The organism is Mesorhizobium sp. LjNodule214 (assembly GCF_964252735.1).
Lineage (GTDB): Bacteria > Pseudomonadota > Alphaproteobacteria > Rhizobiales > Rhizobiaceae > Mesorhizobium.
Map to the genome: position 1 here is coordinate 865025 of NZ_CAXUPE020000003.1, position 18913 is coordinate 883937.

Consider the following 18913-nt stretch of genomic DNA (forward strand, 5'->3'; position numbering starts at 1 on the left):
CCATCGCAGGGCTCTGGCGCTCGGTGCGCAACGCCGTTGCAGTGTTGCAGCACTGCCGGGGCTCTATGCCTCTACATACTCCGCCAGGCTGACGCCTTTGGGCACTTCCAGGCCGTCGGCGCGCAAGCCTTCGATATGAAAGCGGATTGCGTCGCGAATTTCGGCTTCCACTTCCGGCACGGTGGCAGCGGTCGCGATGCAGCCGGGCAAGTCCGGCACATAAGCAGAAAAGTTGTTGCCGGCTTTTTCAATCACCACCGCGTACCGCATGTCATCGCTCCTTTAAGCCGGACTGCTTGAGGATGCTGTTCAGTGTTCCTGGCGCAACCTCTTCAGACGGCTTGCCGGCCACGGTGACGCGGCCGGCCTTGATTTCATGCCTATATTGGCGATGGCTGCCCTTGTTTGCAACCAGATACCAGCCGTCGGTCTCCAGCAAGCGAACAACTTCGCGGACCGTAAGCCGAGGCGGCATCAGTTCTCAGCTGCACCCGCTCGTAGCACCGCACGTGTCGCACTTCTCACAAGTCCCATTCCGCACCATGGTGAAATTCTGGCACTCGGAGCAGGAATTGCCGGTGTAGCCCTGCAGCAGCGATTTGGCGCGGCGGTCGGCGGCGAGTTTCTTCGCCTCGGCTGCCTCAGTCGCCGCTGCGTCGGTGAACAGCCCTGCGGTGGTGTCGGCGGCACCGGAAGCCGCGTCCACCGCCTCTTCGAAGGCGATGTCCTCGGCCAGTTCCTTCGCCCGCTCCTCATAGTCGCGCTTGTAGCCGGTAGCCTGGTCGGTCTTCAGCGCCGTTGCCGTAGCCGACGACAGTGCCAGCACGTTGGAGCCCGAGAAGGCCGACGGTGCCGAGCGGGCAGGGGTGGTAGCGGGAGAGGGACTTGAACCCCCGAACCCTTTCGGCTCGTTGCCGATCGCCCGCGACACCAGCTTCACCGGCGAGCCGCGGGTCAGGCCCTTGGAGACAGCGTCGGTCTTGCCTTCGCTGATGCCGCGGCCAAGCGCGGTGTTGGAAAAGTCCGACTGGTCGACATGGGCGAGGTCGTTGCGGCCGAGATAGGAAATCGCCAGCTCGCGGAACACGTAGTCGAGGATCGACGTCGCGCTCTTGATGGCGTCGTTGCCCTGCACCATGCCGGCCGGCTCGAACTTGGTGAAGGTGAAGGCGTGCACATATTCGTCGAGCGGCACGCCGTACTGCAGGCCGAGCGAGATGGCGATGGCGAAGTTGTTGAGAAGGCCGCGCAGCGTGGCACCTTCCTTGTTCATGTCGATGAAGATCTCGCCGAGACGGCCGTCATCATATTCGCCGGTGCGCAGAAAGATGGTGTTGCCGCCGATCTTGGCCTTCTGGGTGTAGCCCTTGCGGCGGCCGGGCAGCTTTTCCTGCTCGCGCGAGACGCGCTCGATGATGCGCTCGACGATCCGCTCGGTGATCTGCGCCGCACGCGCCGCAGCCGGTGCCTGGATCAGTTGCTCGACCGCATCGTCCTCATCCTCCTCGCCATCGGCGAGCAACGAGGAGTTGAGCGGCTGCGACAGTTTCGAGCCGTCGCGATAGAGCGCGTTGGCCTTCAGCGCCAGCTTCCACGACAGCATGTAGGCGCCCTTGGCGTCTTCCACCGTCGCTTCGTTCGGCATGTTGATTGTCTTGGAGATGGCGCCGGAGATGAAGGGCTGCGCCGCCGCCATCATCAGGATGTGGCTGTTGATCGACAGCGAGCGCTTGCCGATCTTGCCGCACGGGCTGGCACAGTCGAACACCGCCAGGTGCTCGGCCTTCAGGAACGGCGCGCCTTCCAGCGTCATCGCCCCGCAGACATGGATGTTGGCGGCTTCGATGTCCTTCTTGGCGAAGCCAAGCGCCGGCAGGATCTCGAACGAGAAGTCGTTGAGCTGCTCGTCGGTGAAACCGAACGTCTCCTTCACCCAGTCGGCGCCGAGCGTCCACTGGTTGAAGACGAACTTGATGTCGAAGGCCGACTTCAGCGCGGCGTTGAGCGCCGCGATCTTGTCGTCCGAAAAACCCTTGGCCTTGAGCGAGCCGGGGTTGATCCCGGGCGCCTGGTTGAGGTTGCCGTGGCCGACCGCATAGGCCTCGATCTCGGCGATCTGGCTCTCGGAGTAGCCCAGCGTCCGCAGCGCTTCCGGCACGGCGCGGTTGATGATCTTGAAGTAGCCGCCGCCGGCGAGCTTCTTGAACTTCACCAGCGCGAAGTCGGGCTCGATGCCGGTGGTGTCGCAATCCATGACCAGGCCGATCGTGCCGGTCGGCGCGATCACCGTTGCCTGCGCATTGCGGTAGCCATGCTCCTCGCCGAGCTCGATGGCGCGGTCCCAGGCGGCCTTGGCGTGCTCGGCAAGCGCCTGCTGCTTGAGGTCGGAGGCGACCAGCGGCACCGGGTTGACCGCCAGCTTCTCGTAGCCGTCTTTGTCTCCGTAAGCAGCACGGCGATGGTTGCGCATGACGCGCAGCATGTTCTGCGCGTTGCGGTCATAGTCGGGGAAGGCGCCAAGCTCGGCCGCCATCTCGGCCGAGGTGGCATAGGCCGTACCGGTCATGATCGCGGTGAGTGCGGCGCAGATGGCGCGGCCCTCGTCGGAATCATAGGGAATGCCCGACGTCATCAGCAGGCCGCCAATATTGGCGTAGCCGAGGCCCAGCGTGCGGTATTCGTAGGAAAGATTGGCGATCTCCTTCGACGGGAACTGCGCCATCATGACGGAGATTTCCAGCACGATGGTCCACAGCCGCACCGTGTGCTCGTAGGCGGCGATGTCGATCGTGCCGTCGGCGTTGCGGTAGGGCAGCAGGTTGATCGAGGCGAGGTTGCAGGCCGTGTCGTCGAGGAACATGTATTCCGAGCACGGGTTGGAGGCCCGGATCGCACCGGCCGAGGCGCAGGTGTGCCAGTCGTTCATCGTCGTGTTGAAGTGCAGGCCGGGATCGGCCGACGCCCAGGCGGCATAGCCGATCTTTTCCCAGAGATCCCTGGCCTTCAGCGTCTTCAGCACCTTGCCGTCCTTGCGGGCGGTGAGATGCCAGTCGCCATCCTGCTCGACGGCGCGCAGGAAATTATCCTTCAGCGACACCGAATTGTTGGAGTTCTGGCCGGAGACCGTGAGGTAGGCATCCGAATCCCAGTCGGTGTCGTAGGTCTTGAACGACATCGAGGTGTAGCCCTGCTTGGCGAACTGGATGACCCGGTAGATGTAGTTCTCCGGCACCGCGTCCTTCTTGGCCAGCTTGATCTCGCGCTTCAGCGCCGTGTTGATCGCCGGGTCGAAGCAGTCGTCGTCATGGCCTTCGCAGTTGACGCAGGCCTTCATGATCGCTTCGAGATGCTTCTTGACGATCTTGGAGCCGGTCACCAGCGAGGCGACCTTCTGCTCCTCGTTGACCTTCCAGTCGATGAATTCCTCGATATCGGGGTGGTCGGCGTCGACGATGACCATCTTGGCGGCGCGGCGCGTCGTGCCGCCCGACTTGATGGCGCCCGCCGCGCGGTCGCCGATCTTGAGGAAGCTCATCAGGCCGGACGAGCGGCCGCCGCCGGACAGTTTTTCGCCTTCGCCGCGCAGGAACGAGAAGTTGGAGCCGGTGCCCGAACCGTATTTGAACAGGCGCGCTTCACGCACCCACAGGTCCATGATGCCGCCTTCGTTGACGAGATCGTCCTGCACGCCCTGGATGAAGCAGGCATGCGGCTGCGGATGCTCGTAGGAGGACTTCGACTTGGTCAGCTTGCCGGTGAACGGGTCGACGTAGAAATGGCCCTGGCTCGGGCCGTCGATGCCATAGGCCCAGTGCAGGCCGGTGTTGAACCATTGCGGCGAATTCGGCGCCACGCGCTGGGTGGCCAGCATATAGGCAAGCTCGTCGCGGAAGGTGCGGGCGTCTTCCTCGGACTTGAAGTAGCCGCCCTTCCAGCCCCAATAGGTCCAGGTGCCGGCCAACCGGTCGAAGACCTGGCGGGCGTCGATCTCGGAACCGTGCCGTTCGGCCTCGGGCAGCTTGGCCAGTTCCGCCTCGTCGGCGACGGAGCGCCACAGGAAGGAGGGAACGTCGTTCTCCTCGACCTTCTTCAGGCGCGCAGGCACCCCGGCCTTGCGGAAATACTTCTGCGCCAGGATGTCGGCGGCGACCTGGGAAAACTGCGCCGGAACATCGATGTTGTCCAAGCGGAACACCACCGAGCCATCCGGATTCTTGATCTCGGAAAGCGCCTTGCGGAATTCGATCTCCGCATAGGCAGCCCCCTCTTGACCTGCTTGTCCTGGCTTGGTGAAGCGACGCTCGATGCGCATTGGTCCTATCCCTTTTGTCTATATATAGCGCTTTTCCCCAGGGATTTCTGCCCCCAAAGCGAAACGCGCAGTCCGCCGTTGGCCGACGTCTTGACAACGCCGGCATCTCCTTTCGCAGCTTCCGCCCGTCTTGCTGGCCAGTCTCCTTGCGAAGCGTCTGTCCAACCCGCTGGCGAACCCCTGCGGGTCCTCAAATCTGAAACTTTTTGCTCGATTCCCCCGATCGAGGAATTTCACATTATCTAGCGTCGAACCTGCCTGCAAACACTAAATATAGTGTTAACAGAGTATTTTTTCCAGTCCGACAATTCTCCCTTTTCGCCACCCCTGGCCCCATCAACCCCAACGCTTCCGCCGGCCTCGTAACGGGCGGAAATGCGGGCAAAACGCACAAATTCCGGGAAAAAAGACCGGGCTCAGAACATTCCGGTCGCGCTCTCAACAGGAGCGCATGGCCTATAAAAGGCGACTCGTTTTGCGCCGTCAAGGATTCGTTTGCGTAGCTTTTATGACCCCAATATCTTGTGTGTCACACATGTGGATAACGGGGACAGATATGCGCCGCTGAAACCCCGGTGTGCCCGGCCTTTGCGATCATGGTGCCTCGCTTCGGCAGCCGCGCGCGAGGCTGCGGTGCCGACGCCTTTTCATTTAGCAATCTATGTTCTATGTCTGCCCGTCGCGCGGGGGCGCGTCTTGTCAACCGGAAAAGCATCCGCTACGCCCCGCTCATGACAGTTACCGTCCGTTTTGCCCCATCGCCGACCGGCCGCATCCATATCGGCAACGCGCGCACCGCGCTGTTCAACTGGCTGTTCGCCTTGAACAACAAGGGCCGCTTCATCCAGCGCTTCGACGACACCGATATCTCCCGCTCGACGCAGGAGTTCGCCGACTCCATCCTTTACGACCTGCACTGGCTGGGGATCTTCCCCGATGTCACCGAGTACCAGTCGCGGCGCGTCGAGATCTACGATGCGGCGGTGGAGAGGCTGAAGGCGGCGCGTGTGCTTTATGCCTGCTACGAAACGCCGGAAGAGCTCGATCTCCGCCGCAAGGTGCGCCGCACGCGCGGCCTGCCGCCGGTCTATGGCCGAGAGGCGCTGACGCTGACGCCGGAACAGGTGGCCGAATACCAGTCGGACGGCCGCAAGCCGCACTGGCGCTTCCTCCTGCCGAATTTCACCAGCGATCCGCTGCAGCCCGAGCGCACCGAAATCCACTGGAACGATCTGGTGCGCGGCGAGGAAACCGTTGACCTTGCGTCGCTGTCCGATCCGGTACTGATGCGCGAGGACGGCACCTATCTCTATACGTTGCCTTCCGTGGTCGACGACATCGAGATGGGCGTCACCCACGTCATCCGCGGCGACGACCATGTCACCAACACCGGCGTGCAGATCGCCCTGTTCCGGGCGCTGGAGGCCGTGCCGCCGGTTTTCGGCCACCACAATCTCCTGACCACGGCGTCGGGCGAGGGGCTGTCGAAGCGCACCGGCGCCCTGTCGATCGAAAGCCTGCGCGAGGACGGCGTCGAGCCGATGGCCGTCGCCTCGCTGGCCGTGCTGGTCGGCACCTCCGAAAATGTCGCCACCATGCCTGACCTGACCGAGCTTGCAGGGCATTTCGATCCAGCCGCAACCTCGAAATCAGCAGCCAAGTTCGATCCGGACGAGCTTTTCGTGCTCAATCGGGCGCTGATACACCATATGCCGTTCTCCGAGGCGCGCGACCGGCTGATCGTGCTCGGCATTTCCGGCGACAAGGCCGAGCCGTTCTGGCTGGCCGTGCGCGACAATCTCGACAGGCTGGCCGATGCGGTTCAATGGTGGCGCATCCTCGGCGACGGGCCGCAGGAGCCGCCGGAGCTTTCTGGCGAGGACCGCGATTTCCTTCGTGAGGCGTTCGACCTGTTGCCGGAAGAGCCGTGGAACGGCACCGTCTGGAAGGACTGGACCGGCAAGATCAGGGAAGCGACGGGCCGCAAGGGCAAGGCGCTGTTCATGCCGCTCAGGCTCGCCCTTACTGGACAGCCTTCCGGGCCGGAGCTTGCAGATCTATTGCCCCTGCTGGGTCGGGAAGGAACGCTGGCCCGACGACCCTGACCTTGCGCTGATCCGGCGGCAGTGCCGACACCGGCGAGGTGGCGGGCTTTTCGGCCATACGCTTGATGGTGTCGCGGTCCAGCCCGCCTTCGGCATTGGCAAGCGTCTCGGGATCGGTGCCCGGATCCGGCTTGGCGCCCGGCATCGGAACGAATGGCGTGGTCGCCGCATCGGGAGCGGACTGTTCCGGGCTCGGCGGATTGCCGGCGATGATCTCGAAATTTCCGGCCTGCGCGTTGCAGCCGCAGGCCGGCTGCCGCGATATGTTGGACTTATAGAGATAGGCCGTCGGCAATTCGCTATAGGGCCTGCCAGTCGCCGACGATGTCATCGCTCCTGAATCGTCGTCCATGCCGCGCGTGTAGAAAACCTGCATCTCGGTGCCTGGGCAGCTCGACTCACAGTTCTTCTGGTCGCGCTCGAAGTCGCCGAGCGAGGCGGCATTCGACATCGGGAAGAAATAGCCGTCGCAGGTGCGCACGCACATGGTGCGGAACTCGCCGCTCAGCCGCGGCAGGTCCATGCCGTCGGGCTGGTTGATCACCCGGCTTATCGCACGCTCTTCGTCCGGATAGTCGGGCTGCTCGAGCGCGTCGAGATGGCCGCTGCCGCCGAAAAGCTGGTCGAACAGGTTTCCGTTGCCGCTTTCGCGGGCCGCTTCCTGGACCGGGGCGCGGCGTGGCGCGATCTTGTCCTCACGACAGCCATTGGCGTCGAGCGCCGCCAGGATGCTGCTGCGGTCGCGTCGCGTTCCGCCGCCGGCAAGCCGCTCTCGCTTTGACTGCAAGGCGTCGAGATTGGCATTCATGCGATCGATGGTGGCGTTGAGTGCGGCGCATTCGCTGACGTTGCGGGAAAACAGCGAGAAGCCGCAGCCGGCATTGCTCGCCTGTCGGCGCGCCTTGGCCAGTTGCTGGCGCTGGCGGGTGATGGCGTCGTCATATTTGCGGATCAGGCCCGGCTTGCCGCCGCCACCATTCGATGCGGCCGCAAGCTGTGCTTCGAGCTGGCGGCAGGCGCGCGAGGCAGCTTGCGGCGACGTGACGGCAATGACCGAGGCCGCGAGCGCGCCAAGCAGCGCGGCAAGGTGCGTCAGCCTCAACCCTGCGCCCGCCATGTGCCCCAAAAACTCCGCTTGCCTGTTCGCCACGAAACTAACGCGTCCGCGGTTAACCGCGCCTTAGTCTGCAACCAAACGCAATCGAATCTGCAACCAAACGTAACGGCAGCTTACCGCGAAATGCGGCCTTAGCCCAGATTGACGACGGCCTGCGCCTTGTGCGCCGCCTCGACCACGGCGAGCGCGGTCATGTTGACGACGCCGCGCGAGGTTACCGAAGGCGTCAATATGTGCGCCGGCTTGTCCGTGCCGAGCAGGATCGGTCCGACATGCAGCGCATCCATCATGGCGCGCAGCGCCGTCAGCGTGATGTTGGCCGAATCGAGGTTCGGAAACACCAGCAGATTGGCTTCGCCCTTGAGCCGCGAATGCGGATAGACGCGCTGGCGCAGATTCTCCGAAAGTGCCGAATCGGCATGCATCTCGCCGTCGCACTGGAGCTCCGGCGCGATGCGCGCCAGGATCGCCGCCGCCTGGCGCATCTTCAGCGCGCTCGGCGAATCGCGCGAACCGAAATCCGAATGCGACAGCAGCGCTGCCTTGGGCTCGATGCCGAAGCGCTGGATTTCCTCCGCCGCAAGCACCGTCATCTCGGCGATCTCTTCCGCCGTCGGGTCGACGGAGACATGTGTGTCGGTGAGGAAGATGATGCCGCGCTGCGAGATCAGCATGGAAAGCGTCGAGAGATCGCGGTCCTTGATGCCCGCGCGGGGCCCAATGATCAGCGTCACATTGCGCAGATGCCGCTCGAAACGGCCTTCGAGACCGCAGACCATGGCATCGGCATCGCCGCGCTTCAACGCGAGCGCCGCGATCACCGTGTTGTCGGTGCGCACCATGGTGCGAGCGGCCTCCGTCGTCACGCCGCGCCGGCCGGCGAGCTCGATCAAAAGGTCGACATAGTGGCGGTAGCGCGGATCGTCCTCGGGGTTGATCAGGCCGAAATCGACGCCCGGCTTGATGCGCAGCCCATAGCGCTTCAGCCTGACCTCGATGACATGCGGTCGGCCGATCAGGATCGGCTCGGCAATGCCTTCCTCGAGCACCACCTGGGCGGCGCGCAGCACGCGCTCATCCTCGCCCTCGGCATAGATGACGCGCTTGGCGCTTGAGGCCTTGGCGGACGAGAACACCGGCTTCATCACCAGGCCGGAGCGGAAGACGAAGCGGTTGAGCTTGTCGATGTAGGCGGCGAAGTCGGTGATCGGCCTGGTCGCCACGCCGGTGTCGCAGGCTGCCTTGGCGACGGCTGGCGCAATGCGCAGGATCAGCCTGGGATCGAAGGGCGAGGGGATCAGGAAATCGGGCCCGAAGATCGGCGTCTCGCCGGAGTAGGCGCGCGCGGCGACGTCGGATGGTTCCTCGCGGGCGAGTGCCGCGATCGCCCGCACCGCCGCCATCTTCATCTCCTCATTGATGGCGCTGGCGCCGCAGTCCAGCGCGCCACGGAAGATGTAAGGAAAACACAGTACATTGTTGACCTGATTGGGAAAATCGGAACGGCCGGTGCAGATCATCGCGTCCGGTCGCGCCGCCCGTGCCGCCTCCGGCATGATCTCCGGATTGGGGTTGGCCAGCGCCAGGATCAGCGGCTTCGGCGCCATATGCTGCAGCAGTTCGGGCTTCAGCACGCCGGCAGCCGACAGGCCGAGAAAGACATCCGCGCCCGGGATCACATCGGCCAGCGTCCGCGCTGCCGTATCCTTGACATAGGGGTCTTTCCAGCGGTCCATCTCGTCCGTGCGGCCCTTGTAGGCGACGCCGAAACGGTCGGTGACCCAGATGTTCTCCACCTTGGCGCCGAGCGAGACCAGAAGATTGAGGCATGCAAGGGCGGCGGCACCGGCGCCCGAGGTGACGATCTTGATGTCGGAAATGGTCTTGCCGGCAAATTCCAGCCCGTTGAGCACCGCGGCGGCGACGATGATCGCCGTGCCGTGCTGGTCGTCATGGAATACCGGTATGCCCATGCGGGCCTTTAGCTGCTCCTCGACCTCGAAGCACTCGGGCGCCTTGATGTCCTCGAGGTTGATGCCGCCGAAGGTCGGCTCCAGCGCCGAGATCGTCTCGACCATGCGCTCGATCCCGGGCGCGTCGATCTCGATGTCGAACACGTCGATGCCGGCGAATTTCTTGAACAGCACCGCCTTGCCTTCCATGACCGGCTTGGAGGCGAGCGGACCGATATTGCCGAGGCCGAGCACCGCCGAGCCGTTGGAAACGACGCCAACCAGATTGGCGCGCGCCGTATAGTCGGCGGCGGTTGCTGGATTGTCGCGGATTTCGAGGCAAGGGGCGGCGACCCCTGGCGAATAGGCAAGTGCCAGATCGCGCTGGTTGCCGAGCGGCTTGGTCGCCTGGATTTCGAGCTTTCCGGGGGTCGGATGCTTGTGGAAGTAGAGCGCGGCCTCGTCGAGGTCCGATCGGGCCGTCTTCTTGTTCTCGCCTTCCATGCCGGCCCTCCCTGCGCTGCTGCCTCGCTGCCTTTTAGCATGCGGCGTCGGCTTTTCGCGACGCCAAATGACGCAAGCGCGACAGAAAGGGTCAAGGTCGAAAAGATAGAGCTATTTCAATTCTTTGTGTCGATATCCTGCGAATCTTTGTGTCGATATCCTGCGAAAGTGTCGAGCGGCGCCGTCAGAATGCGCTGACGTAGAGGCCGCCGTCGACCGGTATGTTCCGCCCGGTGAGATAGCCGGCATGCACGGAGCACAGGAAGGCGCAGATCTGGCCGAACTCCTCTGGCGTGCCAAGCCGCTTGGCGGGCACGTCGGCGCTGATGCGGGCCTTGCGCGCGGCAGCCGCTGCCGGGTCTTCCGGCGTGCCGGCTTCATGCGGGCCGCGCAACCGGTCGGTGTCGAGCTTGCCGGGCAGCATGCTGTTGATGGTCACGTTACGGTCAATCACCGTGCGAGCCACGCCGGCCAGGAACGAGGTCAGCCCGGCGCGCGCGCCGGACGACAGATCGAGGCCGGGGATCGGCACGTAGACCGACAGCGAGGTGATGTTGACGATGCGGCCGAAGCCGCGCGCCGCCATGCCGTCGATCACCGCCTGGATCAGCTCGATCGGCGTCACCATGTTCTGCGTGACGCCTTCCAGGATCTTTTCGCGGTCGAGCGTGCGGAAATCGCGCAGCGGCGGACCGCCATTGTTGTTGACGAGGATGTCGGGATCGGGGCAGGCCGCCAGCATCGCCTTTTGCACCTCGGGCTTCGAGACGTCGCCGAGGATCTCGGTCACCTTGACGCCGTAGCGGTCACGGATGTCCTGGGCGGTCCTGGCCAGCAACTCGGCATTGCGGCCGTTGACCACCAGATCGCAGCCGGCCTCGGCCAGCGCCATGGCGCAGCCGCGCCCAAGCCCTTTGCTCGATGCACAGACGATCGCCTTCTTGCCGCGAATGCCGAGATCCATGGTGATTTTCTCCTCTGATCAAGCACGGCACGCTAGCTCTTCGGCTGGACCAATCGCAACCGTCATACGGTTGTTGCATGAATCGGGGCATAGCCTGCGCGAAAGCAACGGTGACAATCTGATGTCTGGCCCAGAGCCCCGCACTTTCCGCAGCATGTTCATCTCCGACGTCCATCTCGGCTCGAAGGCGGCCAAGGCCGACTTCCTGATCGATTTCCTGCGCCATCACGACGCCGATATCATCTATCTGGTTGGTGATATCGTCGATGGCTGGCGCCTGAGGCGCAGCTGGCACTGGCCGCAGAGCCACAACGACGTCGTGCAGAAATTGCTGCGCAAGGCGCGCAAGGGCGCCAACATCACCTACATTGCCGGCAATCACGACGAGTTCGCCCGCCAGTTCCAGGGCGTGCATTTCGGCGGTATCGTCGTCGCCGACCGTGCCATCCACGAGACCGCCGACGGCAGGCGCCTGCTGGTCATCCATGGCGACCAGTTCGACACCGTCGTCCACAATGCGCGCTGGCTCGCCTATCTTGGCGATTACGCCTATGACGCAGCCATGCTCGTCAACAGGGTGGTGACGCGGCTTCGCCAGTTGCTTGGCCTGCCTTACTGGTCGTTTTCGTCCTGGGCCAAGGTCAACGTCAAGAAGGCGGTGAACTTCATCGGCTCATTCCAGACCATGCTGACCGAGGAAGCGCGCCGCTCGCATGTCGACGGCGTGATCTGCGGCCACATCCACCATGCCGCGATCGAGAACTACGAAGACGTGCAGTACATCAACACCGGCGACTGGGTGGAAAGCTGCACGGCGGTGGTCGAGCATTTCGACGGCCGGATGGAAATCCTGCACTGGGCGAAGGTGTTGCCTGAGGCTCCAGACGAACCTTTCATCCCGATGCTCATCGAGGACCGGGTGGTCGAAGCGGCCTGAGGTACGTTCCTGCTCTGGGATTAATCGATTAGTCCAACCGGTTTCGCCCGGTTTTTCTCCATGTTAATGGTCGATCGCGCTGCTGGTCGTCTGGTAGAACGCGGCGCAATTGGATCGATTCATGTCCCTGCCGCCGCTTTCACCCGAACAACTCGTCAAGCCGCGCCATTTCGAACTGCGCATGAGCCTGATCTTCTTCACGCTGTTCGTGTCGCTCGGCACGCATCTGCCCTATTTCCCGCTATGGCTGCAGGCCGAGGGTTTCCATGCCGAACAGATCGCGGTCATTTTGGCCGCGCCGATGTTCCTGCGCGTGGTGACGACGCCGTTGCTGACCGCCTTGGCCGACCGGGCGAAGGACCGCGCCAATGTCTATGTCGTGCTCGTCGCCGCGACGATGGTCATTTCCGCCGGCTATTTCCTTAACCCCACCTACGCCATGGTGCTCGCGGTATCGCTGGCGCTGACCATCGTCTGGACGCCGCATTCGCCGATCGCCGATTCGCTGGCGCTTTCGGGCGTGCGCCGGTTCGGCTCCAACTACACTGCCATGCGCAAATGGGGCTCGATCTCCTATCTCTGCGCCAATATCGCCGGCGGCTTCATCCTGGCCTGGACAGGCCCCAAGGCCGTGCCGGCGATCATCTTCGTCGCTCTTGCCGCCGCCCTTTTGGCCGGGTTGCTGGCGCCGCGCCTCGGCCGTCCGCGCCGCGCTTCGCCGCTTTCGGCCACCGACATCCAGCATTCGGCGCCAAAGCTGCTCAATGCCTACTTCCTGTATTTTACCTTCGGCGTCGGCATCATCACCGCCAGCCATGCCTTTCTCTACGGCTTCGTGTCGATCTACTGGAAGTCGATTGGCATCAGCGATTCCGTCGTCGGGCTGCTGTGGGCCTGGGGCGTGGTCGCCGAGGTTTGCATGTTTTTGTTTTTCAACCGCATTTTCGCCTCCGTTTCCGTCGTCCAGGTCATGGTGATCGCCGGCGTCGGCTCGATCGTGCGCTGGATCGCCTTTCCTATGATCTGGCCGCTTGGCCTTGGCGTTGCCGGCTTCTTTGGCGTCCAGACCTTGCATTCAGTGTCGGTGGCGATGGTGCTGATCGGCCTGCAGAAGATGATCGGTGAAACGGTTTCGGAAGAGCGCACCGGTGCGGCGCAAGGCATCGCCTATTTCTTCAACGGCTTCTTCATGGCTGTGGTCACGCTGGCGTCGGGCCCACTCTACGACCGCCTCGGCGTCGATGGCTTTTGGGCAATGATCCCGATCGCCATCATTGGTCTGGTGCTGATCGGGCTCGCAGCGCGCTCAGCCCCACAGCGCCCTGTCGGGGGGTGAGACCAGCGACCCCTCGTAGACGAGGCCGGGCTCGCGGTCTCGGGCCAGCAACAGCGGGCCGTCGAGATCGACGAAATCGGCGCCTTGGGCCAACAAGACGGCCGGTGCCATCGCCAGCGACGTGCCGACCATGCAGCCGACCATGATACCGAAACCGAGCTCGCGGGCACGGTCGCGCAGCACAAGAGCGGCCGTCAGGCCGCCCGACTTGTCGAGCTTGATGTTGACGGCGTCGTAGAGGCCGACAAGCGCTTCGAGGTTCTTCGCCTCGTGCACACTCTCGTCGGCGCAGATCGGTAGTGGATGCGCGATATGCCGTAAAATGCCGTCGCGGCCCGCGGGAAGTGGCTGTTCGATCAGCGCGATGCCTTGCTCGGCGGCAAAGGCGAGGTTTTCGACGATGTTCTCATCGGTCCAGCCCTCATTGGCATCAAGGATGATGCGGCTGTCCGGCGCCGCCTCCGTCACGGCACGAATGCGGGCGATGTCATCGTCGCCGCCGATCTTGACCTTGAGCAGCGGCCGCGAGGCATTGGCGCGCGCCTGCGCCGCCATCGCCTCCGGTGCGCCCAGCGACAGCGTGTAGGCTGTCTCAAGCGCTCGCAACGGAGCCTTGCAAATGCTGGCCGCAACCGGCTTGCCGCTTGTCTTTGCTTCCAGGTCCCACAGAGCGCAGTCGATGGCGTTGCGGGCGGCCCCGGCTGGCATGGCATCGAGCAGCGCGATCTGGCTGATGCCGCCGGCGATCCTGTCGCTCAGCGCTTCGATCGCGGCTCGCACGCCCTCCATGGTCTCGCCATAGCGCTTGTACGGAACGCATTCGCCGCGCCCGATATGGCCATTGTCGCCGATCGTTACGGTGATGACTTCGGCTTCCGTCTTCGAGCCGCGTGAAATGGTGAAGGCGCCGGCGATGGGAAAACGCTCGGATTCGACCGAAATGACACGCGCCATATTTTTCTTCTCAGGCTATGCGACAACGGCATGCCGGCAAATGACAGGCTGGTCCCGGCAGGCTAAACAGGACGCCATGTTGACCATCGGCAAACGCGACGCAAGCGGCACCGCCGCCAAGGAGCCAAATGGCCAGCCGCGCATCGCCGTCGGCGAGGAGGGCGGCGTTCTCGGCTGCGCCTTTTCCGGAACCTGGACGACACGCACCGTGGCGTTGGTCGACGCGGAGATGCGTCGGATCGAGAAGCGCAACGGTTTCAAGACCTTGGCGCTCGATCTTTCGCATATCGAGAAGATGGACACCGCTGGCGCCTGGCTGATCGACCGCCTGGTCAGCGCCTTCGAGAAGAAGGGCGTCGAAGTCAAATTGCAGGGGCAGAGCGAGATCGCCTCGATCCTGCTTGGTGCTGTCGGCGATGCCGTCCGGCGCGAGCCCGAATCGGGACCGTCCGGGCCGCCCAACATCATCATCCGCGCGCTCGAGGCGGTCGGGCGGCGCGTCTATGAGATGCGCGACGACTTCCTGGCCTCGATGAACATCCTTGGCGCCACCATCCGCGGCGCGCAGATGAAGCTCGGCCGTGGCCATGCCGTCAACCCGGCCGCGGTCTTCAACCAGATCGACCGCATGGGCGTCGGCGCCATTCCGGTCGTGGTGCTGATGTCGGCCATTGTCGGCGCCATCGTCGCCCAGCAGGGCGCCTACCAGCTCAGCTATTTCGGCGCCGACATCTTCGTCGTCGACCTCGTCGGCGTGCTGATCCTGCGCGAGCTCGGCGTGCTGATGACCGCGATCATGATCGCCGGCCGTTCCGGCAGCGCGATCACCGCCGAGATCGGCTCGATGAAGATGCGCGAGGAGGTCGACGCGCTGAAGGTGATCGGCCTGAACCCGATCGGCGTGCTGGTCTTCCCGCGGCTGGTCGCACTGGTGATCGCCCTGCCTTGCCTGACCATCATCGCCAATTTCGCCGCGCTTGGCGGCGGCATCGTCGCCGCATGGCTCTATTCAGACATTCCCCCGGCCGCCTTTATCGACCGTCTGCGCGTCGCCATCGATCTCAGCACGATCTTTGCCGGGCTGATCAAGGCGCCGTTCATGGCCATGATCATCGGCACCATCGCCTCCGTCGAAGGCATGAAGGTCGGCGGCAGCGCCGAATCGCTTGGCCAGCACGTGACCGCTTCGGTGGTGAAGTCGATCTTCGTGGTCATCATCCTCGACGGCCTTTTCGCCATGTTCTACGCAGCGATCGAGTTCTGACATGGCGATTGCGAATGGCAACGGGGCCAAGACGGAGGAGCAGGACGAGAGCGAGATCGTGCTTTCGGTGCGCGACGTCACCGTTGCCATTGATGACAAGCTGATCCTCGACAAACTTTCGCTCGACATCAAACGCGGCGAAATCCTGGGCTTTGTCGGCGCTTCGGGCGCCGGCAAATCGGTGCTTTTGCGCACCATCCTTGGCTTGCTGCGCAAGCAATCGGGGACGATCAAGCTGTTCGGCGTCAACGTCGACAAGGCAAGCGACATCGAGCGCTTGCGCATCGACATGCGCCTCGGCGTTCTTTTCCAGCACGGCGCGCTGTTTTCGGCGCTGACGGTGCAGGAGAACGTACAGGTGCCGATGCGCGAGTATCTCGACCTGCCCAAGAAGCTGATGGACGAGCTGGCCATGCTCAAGATCGAGCTGGTCGGCTTGCCGCCTGACGCAGCGCAGAAATTCCCCTCCGAGCTTTCCGGCGGCATGATCAAGCGCGCGGCACTGGCGCGCGCGCTGGCGCTCGACCCGGACATCGTCTTCCTCGACGAGCCGACATCCGGTCTTGACCCGATCAGCGCGGCCGAATTCGACGAACTGGTGGTCAAGCTGCGCGACACGATGGACCTGACGGTCTACATGGTCACGCACGATCTCGACACGCTGTTCACCGCTTGCGACCACGTTGCCGTGCTCGGCAAGAAGAAGGTGCTGGTCGAAGGCACGATCGACGACATGCTGAAGAGCGAGGAGCCGTGGGTAAAATCCTATTTCCGCGGAAAACGCGCGCGCCAACTTGATCTTGCGGCGCGCGCATAGCCATAAGTGGGGCAATGGAAACCAGAGCCAACTACGTCATTGTCGGCATCTTCACGCTGGCTGCGATCCTGGCGGCCTTCGGGTTCGTCTATTGGACAGCCGCGATCGGCGACAGGGGCGAGACGGCGGTGCTGCGCGTGCGCATTCCGGGCTCGGCGTCCGGCTTGGGGCGCGGCAGCTTCGTGCTGTTCAACGGCGTCAAGGTGGGTGACGTCAAGCGCGTCTATATCGATGTCGACAACCCGACCGTCGCCATCGCCGACACCGAAATCGACCGCATGACGCCGATCACCCAGTCGACGCAGGCCGATATTGGGCTTGCCGGCCTGACCGGCCAGGCCAATATCGAGCTCAAGGGTGCCGACCCCAAGGAGGTCAAGCTGCTCGACCAGGCCGAAAAGGAAGGCAAGGTTGCCGAGATCGTCGCCAATCCATCCGCCGTGACCAACCTGCTGCAGACCGCGCAGGACATCTTCACCCGCGCCGACAAGGTGCTTACGAATCTGGAAGGTTTCACCCAAGACGTTCGCGGTCCGCTGACCCAGACCGTCAAGAACGCCCAGACATTCTCCGATGCGCTGGCCAAGAATTCCGACGGCATCGACAAGTTCCTCGCCAGCGTCAGTTCGCTGTCGGATGAGCTGAAGGGCGTGTCGGGCAAACTCGACGGCACGCTGAAGGCCGCGGAAGGTCTGCTCAACGCCGTAGACAAGGACCAGATCAAGAGCATCGTCGCCAATGTCGACACCGTCACAGGCAATCTGAAGGAAACCTCGAAGCAGTTCGACGGTGTGATCAAGAATGTCGACACGGCGGTCGGGTCGATCAACAACTTCGCCCAGAAGACGCAAGGCACGCTGGACAAGGTCAATGGCGTCCTCGATGGCATCGATCCGGCCGAGGTGCGCACGGCGCTCGCCAATATCCAGAAGGCCAGTGAAAACGCCGACAAGGCTGCCGCCGACATCGCCAAGGTTACCGACAAATTCGCCAACCGGGCCGACGACATCGACCAGACGATCAAGGACGCCAAGCAACTGGCACAGCGCCTCAACGATGCCTCGGTGCGCGTCGACGGCATCCTGGCCAAGGTCGACACCTTGCTCGGCTCAGGACAGGCCGACGGCATGATGGCCGATGCCAGGGACACGCTGAAGTCGTTCAAGCAGGTCGCCGACACGCTGAATGCCCGCCTCGGCACGATCACCGACAATCTCGCTCGCTTCTCGGGCCAGGGTCTGCAGGATGTCGAGGCGCTGGTCCAGGACAGCCGCCGCTCGATCAACCGCATCGAGGAGGCCGTGACCGATCTCAGCCGCAATCCGCAGCGGATCCTGTCGGGCGGCGAGGGCGAGGTCCGGCAATATGACGGCAGGGTGCGGCGTTGACTTCGGCGGCCGTCCACCGCAAGAACATAGACCGCAATTGCGGGTTGATCTTACGATCTGGGGACAACGGGGATCGCGCGTGAAGTCGGTGTGGGTGAGAACGGGCGGATTGACATCGGCTGCGGCACTGCTTGCGCTGACGCTTGCAGGCTGCGCGGCGCTGGGCGGCAAGCCGGCGCCGCTCGATACGTTCGAGCTTTCGGCGCCGTCGATCGACGCGCATGGCCACAGCCGACGCCAGATCCTGATCGCCCAGCCCTCCGCGCTCAAGGCGTTGGACAGCCAGAACATCGTCATCAAGCCGTCCGACCGCTCGATCCAGTACCTCAAGGGCGCGCAATGGGCCGACCGGCTGCCGCTGATCGTGCAGGCAAGGCTGGCCGAGACCTTCCAGCGCTCCGGCAGCTTCGCCGGCGTCGGCAAGCCGGGTGAGGGCCTGGCGATCGACTATCAGGTGATCGTCGAGGTCCGCTCCTTCGAAGTCCGGGTCGACGGCGGCGAGCACGCCGAGGTCGACCTGTTCGTGCGCATATTGAACGACCGCACCGGCGAGGTGCGCGCCTCCAAGACCTTCACCGCGAGCGCGCCGGTCTCCGGCAGCGGCAATCCGGCCTATGTCAGCGCGCTGGACAGCGCCTTCGGCCAGGCGGCGAAAGACATCGTGCGCTGGACGGATTCGGTGATCTGATCAGGCCAAGACTGCCTTGAGGCGAGGATGCCGGAGGTCCTAGGCGGCCTCATCCAGCATATTCGACAAGTGTATGATCTTCGTCCGCGAGTTCATCTTCGATGATCGAGGCTATGGTTTCCCAATCACCTCCAGCCAGACCTGCGCCAATTTTTGGGTAGCCGATCCTTTTGCCGGTGTACTTGGATTTGACGGCCTTCATGACGTTTCGTATCGCCTCGTAGTCGGCTTTCACGCCCTTTCCCTGCCAATGGAGCTGGGTGTAGCCATTGACGACATGGAACATGCGGTTCTCTCGTTTGATCTCCGCAACTGATATGTTGCCCAGCTTGGCAGGGTCGCCCTTTAAGGTTGCGCAATCTGCGACGTACGCTTCGGGAAAACGCTGCTTTATGGAAAGCGCAATCCCTTTGCCCATTTGGCATTGGCAATTGCATCCATGCACAATGACATCGAACCTGTCATCGAGCGCTAGTTGAAGCAGATCACCGCGAATTGTCTGCATCGCTATCAAACTCCGCGCTCAGGTCGGTGCGTGAGAATCCCGATCAAATCGACCTAGGACAATCTAAGGC

Annotated in this window: 15 protein-coding genes; 7 read left to right on the top strand and 8 right to left on the bottom strand. The window is 63.3% G+C overall.

The window, feature by feature from the left end:
- Positions 1–63: 63 nt before the first annotated feature.
- The 3 genes from ACSQ3Z_RS29575 to ACSQ3Z_RS29585 are packed head-to-tail and all read right to left on the bottom strand — an operon-like array spanning position 64 to position 4312.
- Complete coding sequence (locus ACSQ3Z_RS29575; RefSeq protein WP_436174774.1) at positions 64–270, bottom strand: type II toxin-antitoxin system HicB family antitoxin; 207 nt, start codon at positions 268–270, stop codon at positions 64–66.
- A gap of 1 nt (position 271) precedes the next feature.
- Positions 272–475 carry a type II toxin-antitoxin system HicA family toxin gene (locus tag ACSQ3Z_RS29580; protein WP_436174775.1) on the bottom strand — a complete coding sequence of 68 codons (204 nt, stop codon included), beginning with the start codon at positions 473–475 and terminating at the stop codon, positions 272–274.
- 6 nt (positions 476–481) lie between these two features.
- Positions 482–4312 carry a vitamin B12-dependent ribonucleotide reductase gene (locus ACSQ3Z_RS29585; protein WP_436174776.1) on the bottom strand — a complete coding sequence of 1277 codons (3831 nt, stop codon included), beginning with the start codon at positions 4310–4312 and terminating at the stop codon, positions 482–484.
- A 731-nt stretch (positions 4313–5043) separates the two neighbouring features.
- Here ACSQ3Z_RS29585 and ACSQ3Z_RS29590 point away from each other — a divergent pair.
- The gene (locus tag ACSQ3Z_RS29590) at positions 5044–6417 is read left to right on the top strand and encodes a glutamate--tRNA ligase (protein WP_436174777.1); all 1374 of its coding nucleotides are present in this window, start codon (positions 5044–5046) and stop codon (positions 6415–6417) included.
- Here the strand turns inward: ACSQ3Z_RS29590 and ACSQ3Z_RS29595 are convergent.
- The 3 genes from ACSQ3Z_RS29595 to ACSQ3Z_RS29605 all read right to left on the bottom strand — a co-directional run bounded on the left by ACSQ3Z_RS29595 (position 6335) and on the right by ACSQ3Z_RS29605 (position 10954).
- Positions 6335–7534 (bottom strand): DUF2865 domain-containing protein, encoded by a 1200-nt coding sequence (locus tag ACSQ3Z_RS29595; RefSeq protein WP_436174778.1) that lies wholly within the window; start codon positions 7532–7534, stop codon positions 6335–6337. The genes ACSQ3Z_RS29590 and ACSQ3Z_RS29595 overlap by 83 nt on opposite strands.
- Positions 7535–7665: 131 nt before the next feature.
- On the bottom strand, positions 7666–9990 hold the full coding sequence (locus ACSQ3Z_RS29600; RefSeq protein WP_436174779.1) for an NADP-dependent malic enzyme: 2325 nt from the start codon (positions 9988–9990) through the stop codon (positions 7666–7668).
- A 184-nt stretch (positions 9991–10174) separates the two neighbouring features.
- Positions 10175–10954 carry an SDR family oxidoreductase gene (locus tag ACSQ3Z_RS29605; protein ID WP_436174780.1) on the bottom strand — a complete coding sequence of 260 codons (780 nt, stop codon included), beginning with the start codon at positions 10952–10954 and terminating at the stop codon, positions 10175–10177.
- A 121-nt stretch (positions 10955–11075) separates the two neighbouring features.
- Between ACSQ3Z_RS29605 and ACSQ3Z_RS29610 the strand changes: the two genes are divergently transcribed.
- Together ACSQ3Z_RS29610 and ACSQ3Z_RS29615 are read left to right on the top strand one after the other, a co-directional pair.
- Positions 11076–11891: a UDP-2,3-diacylglucosamine diphosphatase gene (locus tag ACSQ3Z_RS29610; RefSeq protein ID WP_081482303.1), complete on the top strand. Its 816-nt coding sequence runs from the start codon at positions 11076–11078 to the stop codon at positions 11889–11891.
- A gap of 121 nt (positions 11892–12012) precedes the next feature.
- Entirely contained in the window at positions 12013–13227 is a 1215-nt protein-coding gene (locus tag ACSQ3Z_RS29615) for an MFS transporter (RefSeq protein ID WP_436174781.1), read from the top strand.
- Here the strand turns inward: ACSQ3Z_RS29615 and dgcA are convergent.
- Positions 13198–14181, bottom strand: a complete 984-nt coding sequence (gene dgcA, locus ACSQ3Z_RS29620; RefSeq protein WP_436174782.1) for an N-acetyl-D-Glu racemase DgcA — start codon at positions 14179–14181, stop codon at positions 13198–13200. The two genes, ACSQ3Z_RS29615 and dgcA, sit on opposite strands and share 30 nt — an antisense overlap.
- A gap of 76 nt (positions 14182–14257) precedes the next feature.
- Here dgcA and ACSQ3Z_RS29625 point away from each other — a divergent pair, with 76 nt between their 5' ends.
- From ACSQ3Z_RS29625 to ACSQ3Z_RS29640, 4 genes are read left to right on the top strand one after another with little or no spacing between them, the layout of a single operon-like run.
- A complete protein-coding gene (locus ACSQ3Z_RS29625; protein WP_436175186.1) occupies positions 14258–15445 on the top strand; it encodes an MlaE family lipid ABC transporter permease subunit in 1188 nt (395 codons plus the stop codon).
- 1 nt (position 15446) lies between these two features.
- Positions 15447–16262: an ABC transporter ATP-binding protein gene (locus ACSQ3Z_RS29630; RefSeq protein ID WP_436174783.1), complete on the top strand. Its 816-nt coding sequence runs from the start codon at positions 15447–15449 to the stop codon at positions 16260–16262.
- Between the two features lie 14 nt (positions 16263–16276).
- The gene (locus ACSQ3Z_RS29635; protein WP_436174784.1) at positions 16277–17650 is read left to right on the top strand and encodes an MlaD family protein; all 1374 of its coding nucleotides are present in this window, start codon (positions 16277–16279) and stop codon (positions 17648–17650) included.
- Positions 17651–17687: 37 nt separating this feature from the next.
- Positions 17688–18338: an ABC-type transport auxiliary lipoprotein family protein gene (locus ACSQ3Z_RS29640; RefSeq protein ID WP_436174785.1), complete on the top strand. Its 651-nt coding sequence runs from the start codon at positions 17688–17690 to the stop codon at positions 18336–18338.
- A gap of 49 nt (positions 18339–18387) precedes the next feature.
- Here ACSQ3Z_RS29640 and ACSQ3Z_RS29645 read toward each other — a convergent pair whose 3' ends face one another.
- Positions 18388–18843: a macro domain-containing protein gene (locus ACSQ3Z_RS29645; RefSeq protein WP_436174786.1), complete on the bottom strand. Its 456-nt coding sequence runs from the start codon at positions 18841–18843 to the stop codon at positions 18388–18390.
- Positions 18844–18913 lie beyond the last annotated feature (70 nt).

Excerpts from the sequence above, each read along its gene's own strand:
- ACSQ3Z_RS29600 (WP_436174779.1), bottom strand. The coding sequence starts at position 9,990 with ATGGAAGGCGAGAACAAGAAGACGGCCCGATCGGACCTCGACGAGGCC.
- dgcA (WP_436174782.1), bottom strand. The coding sequence starts at position 14,181 with ATGGCGCGTGTCATTTCGGTCGAATCCGAGCGTTTTCCCATCGCCGGC.
- ACSQ3Z_RS29630 (WP_436174783.1), top strand. The coding sequence starts at position 15,447 with ATGGCGATTGCGAATGGCAACGGGGCCAAGACGGAGGAGCAGGACGAG.
- ACSQ3Z_RS29605 (WP_436174780.1), bottom strand. The coding sequence starts at position 10,954 with ATGGATCTCGGCATTCGCGGCAAGAAGGCGATCGTCTGTGCATCGAGC.
- ACSQ3Z_RS29615 (WP_436174781.1), top strand. The coding sequence starts at position 12,013 with ATGTCCCTGCCGCCGCTTTCACCCGAACAACTCGTCAAGCCGCGCCAT.
- ACSQ3Z_RS29610 (WP_081482303.1), top strand. The coding sequence starts at position 11,076 with ATGTCTGGCCCAGAGCCCCGCACTTTCCGCAGCATGTTCATCTCCGAC.
- ACSQ3Z_RS29595 (WP_436174778.1), bottom strand. The coding sequence starts at position 7,534 with ATGGCGGGCGCAGGGTTGAGGCTGACGCACCTTGCCGCGCTGCTTGGC.
- ACSQ3Z_RS29635 (WP_436174784.1), top strand. The coding sequence starts at position 16,277 with ATGGAAACCAGAGCCAACTACGTCATTGTCGGCATCTTCACGCTGGCT.
- ACSQ3Z_RS29580 (WP_436174775.1), bottom strand. The coding sequence starts at position 475 with ATGCCGCCTCGGCTTACGGTCCGCGAAGTTGTTCGCTTGCTGGAGACC.
- ACSQ3Z_RS29625 (WP_436175186.1), top strand. The coding sequence starts at position 14,258 with ATGTTGACCATCGGCAAACGCGACGCAAGCGGCACCGCCGCCAAGGAG.
- ACSQ3Z_RS29645 (WP_436174786.1), bottom strand. The coding sequence starts at position 18,843 with ATGCAGACAATTCGCGGTGATCTGCTTCAACTAGCGCTCGATGACAGG.
- ACSQ3Z_RS29590 (WP_436174777.1), top strand. The coding sequence starts at position 5,044 with ATGACAGTTACCGTCCGTTTTGCCCCATCGCCGACCGGCCGCATCCAT.
- ACSQ3Z_RS29585 (WP_436174776.1), bottom strand. The coding sequence starts at position 4,312 with ATGCGCATCGAGCGTCGCTTCACCAAGCCAGGACAAGCAGGTCAAGAG.
- ACSQ3Z_RS29575 (WP_436174774.1), bottom strand. The coding sequence starts at position 270 with ATGCGGTACGCGGTGGTGATTGAAAAAGCCGGCAACAACTTTTCTGCT.